The sequence below is a fragment of the Staphylococcus croceilyticus genome, from assembly GCF_002902575.1.
In the GTDB taxonomy this organism is placed as follows: Bacteria; Bacillota; Bacilli; order Staphylococcales; family Staphylococcaceae; genus Staphylococcus; species Staphylococcus croceilyticus.
In genome coordinates, this window is sequence record NZ_PPRD01000120.1 from 1 (window position 1) to 3,626 (window position 3,626).

Genomic DNA, 3,626 nt, shown 5'->3' on the forward strand with positions numbered 1-3,626 from the left:
AGAGATATTTGCGCTCTTTTTATACAAAAAATGCGGTTAATGAAACAATCAATTTGTTTCATCAACCGCATTTCTCATAGAACCTTTATTACAAAATCACTACCTACTTCTTATTCTGAGTGCTAAATGTTAGGTTGTCGATCAACTTAACATTCAATATTATAACAAATTAGTCTACTTTGTGATCTGAACCAAAGAATGATTTAAACATATGGAATGTTGTTTCTCTGTTTAATGCTGCAATTGAAGTTGTCAATGGAATACCTTTTGGACAAGCATTTACACAGTTTTGAGAATTACCACATTCTTGTAAACCACCTGTTCCCATTAATGCATCTAAACGTTCATCTTTAGTCATTGCACCTGTTGGGTGTAAGTCGAATAAACGTACTTGAGAAATCGCTTGTGCCCCTACGAATTTGTTGTTACGTGTAACGTTTGGACAAACTTCTAAACATACACCACAAGTCATACATTTAGATAATTCATAAGCTGTTTGACGCTTCTTCTCTGGCATACGTGGACCAGGACCTAAATCATATGTACCATCGATAGGAATCCATGCCTTCATACGTTTTAAGTTATCAAACATTCTTGTACGATCAACTTGTAAGTCACGAATGACTGGGAATGTGCTCATTGGTTCTAAGCGAATCGGTTGTTCTAATTGATCAACGATTGCTGAACATGATTGTCTCGCACGACCATTGATAACCATTGAACAAGCACCACATACTTCTTCTAAACAGTTCATATCCCAAGTTACAGGCGTCGTCTTTTCACCTTTACTATTTACAGGATTACGTCTAATTTCCATTAAACATGCGATAACGTTTAAATTCTCTTTATAAGGAATTTCAAACTCTTCTTCGTATGGTTTAGAGTCTTGATTATCTTGACGTTTAATAATTAATTTAACAGTTTTTTGATTTGTTTCGTTTTGTTGATCTTCTTCACGATTGCGCACTTCTTCATTACGACGTTCTTCTGGAGTTTCTTTTACTGATTGAGTGTCAGCCATTATTTTTTACCTCCTTTAGACTTACTAGTGTAATCACGTTTACGTGGTGGAATTAAACTTACATCAACTGGCTCATAAGTAAATTTAGGCGCTTCTGTTTTACCTTGATACTCAGCTAAAGTTGTTTTTAACCATTCATCATCATTACGTTCAGGGAATTCTGGTTTGTAATGAGCTCCACGTGATTCATTACGATTGTAAGCCCCAATAGTAATTACACGTGCTAAAACTAACATATTCCATAATTGACGTGTGAAGAATACTGCTTGGTTACTCCAAGTTTGAGTATCTTCCATGTCAATGTCTTGATAACGTTTCATTAGTTCAACAATTTTCTTATCTGTTTCAAGTAATTTATCGTTTTCACGTACTACTGTTACGTTTGCTGTCATAATTTCACCAAGTTCACGATGAAGTTTATAAGCATTTTCAGTACCACGCATATTTAATAAGTTATCAAAGCGTTCTTGTTCTTCATCTACACGTTTTTGATAAATACTTTCATCTAAATCTGTGTAAGAAGTTTCTACATTTTCAACATACTTAATTGCATTAGGCCCTGCAACTGTACCGCCATAAATGGCTGATAATAATGAGTTTGCACCTAAACGGTTACCACCGTGTTGAGAGAAATCACATTCTCCTGCTGCAAATAATCCTTTAATATTAGTCATTTGATCGTAATCAACATATAAACCACCCATTGAGTAGTGAACCGCTGGGAAGATCTTCATAGGTACTTTACGTGGATCATCACCTGTAAATTTCTCATAAATTTCAATGATACCACCAAGTTTTACATCTAACTCATGGGGATCTTTATGAGATAAGTCAAGGTACACCATGTTTTCACCATTGATACCTAATTTTTGGTTAATACAAACATCAAAGATTTCACGTGTCGCAATATCACGTGGTACTAAGTTACCATAATCAGGATATTTTTCTTCTAAGAAATACCATGGCTTACCATCTTTGTATGTCCAAATACGTCCACCTTCACCACGTGCTGATTCACTCATTAATCGAAGTTTATCATCACCTGGGATAGCTGTAGGGTGAATTTGAATGAATTCACCATTCGCATATTTAGCACCTTGTTGATAAACGATTGAGGCAGCAGATCCTGTATTAATCATTGAGTTTGTTGTTTTACCAAAGATAATACCAGGACCACCTGTTGCCATGATCACAGCGTCTGAACCAAATGATTTAATTTCAGATGTTGTCATGTTTTGAGCAACAATACCTCTAGCTGCGTTCTCGTCATCTTTAACAATACCTAAGAACTCCCAGCCTTCATATTTTGTAACTAAACCATCCACTTCAAATGAACGTACTTGTTCATCAAGTGCATAAAGTAATTGTTGTCCAGTAGTCGCACCAGCAAATGCTGTACGGTGATATAACGTTCCACCGAAACGACGGAAGTCTAAAAGACCTTCTTTAGTTCTACTAAACATTACGCCCATACGGTCTAATAAGTGAATAATAGATGGTGCAGCTTCAGCCATAGCTTTTACAGGTGGTTGGTTAGCTAAGAAGTCACCACCATAAACTGTATCATCAAAGTGAATCCAAGGTGAGTCACCTTCACCTTTAGTATTTACCGCACCATTAATACCACCTTGGGCACATACAGAGTGCGAACGTTTAACAGGTACGATTGAGAATAAATCAACATGTGCACCTTGTTCTGCAGCTTTAATTGTTGACATTAGACCCGCAAGGCCTCCACCGACAACAATAATTTTTTTCTCTGCCATAGAATTGTCACTCCCCTAAAATATATCTACAACTTAACGTCACGTATAACCTTAATGTATAAGTAAATGTTAATTATTACTCATTAATTAAAGTTTTAATTTCGTTTTTATTCATGTTCTATACGAATGCTAAAAGTGCTGTTACACCGATGTATGAAAGAATTAAGAATACAATTAAAGAAACCCAAGTGAAAACACGTTGAGATTTTTTAGATTGTAAAAAGCCCCATGTTACTAAGAATGACCACAATCCATTTGAGAAATGGAAAATAACACAAATAATACAAATGATGTAAATAATTAATACAAATGGATTTTCCAATACACGGTGCATTAAATCATAATTAATTTCCTTACCGAAGAAATACTTTTGTAAAGTTGTTTGCCATAAATGCATAAATACAAAGATGAAGGTCACGATACCTGAAACTCTTTGTAAAGCAAACATCCAGTTTCTAAATAAAGAATAATGACCGATATTTTCTTTTGCAGTAAATGCAATATGAATACCATAAAGACCATGGTATAAAATTGGTAAGTAAATAAATAAAAATTCAATCGCTAATAGGAATGGTAAAGATTCCATAAAGTTCGCAGCTTTATTAAAAGCTTCAGCACCTTGTGTTGCTTGATGGTTCACCATTAAATGAACAATTAAGAATGCACCGATTGGAATGATACCTAGCAACGAGTGAATTCGTCTTAGGTAAAATTCGTTTTTAGACTTTGCCAAAAGGAGTCCCCCCTGTAAACCAATTATTTAAATTGCCCATCCTTAAGAAAGCCCATCTCTCTCGTTAAGAATTATTAACAAAAGTATTTACTACTTTATTTAGTAC

3 protein-coding genes are annotated in these 3,626 nt (G+C 34.9%); all 3 read right to left on the minus strand.

The annotated features are described in order from the left end of the window. Positions 1-169: 169 nt before the first annotated feature. Complete coding sequence (gene sdhB / locus CD128_RS11115) at positions 170-1,021, minus strand: succinate dehydrogenase iron-sulfur subunit (RefSeq protein ID WP_103329946.1); 852 nt, start codon at positions 1,019-1,021, stop codon at positions 170-172. Then, a complete protein-coding gene (sdhA, locus tag CD128_RS11120; protein ID WP_103329947.1) occupies positions 1,021-2,787 on the minus strand; it encodes a succinate dehydrogenase flavoprotein subunit in 1,767 nt (588 codons plus the stop codon). Before sdhA ends, sdhB begins: the two co-directional genes overlap by 1 nt. Positions 2,788-2,905: 118 nt before the next feature. Beyond that, entirely contained in the window at positions 2,906-3,520 is a 615-nt protein-coding gene (locus CD128_RS11125) for a succinate dehydrogenase cytochrome b558 subunit (protein WP_103329948.1), read from the minus strand. Positions 3,521-3,626 lie beyond the last annotated feature (106 nt).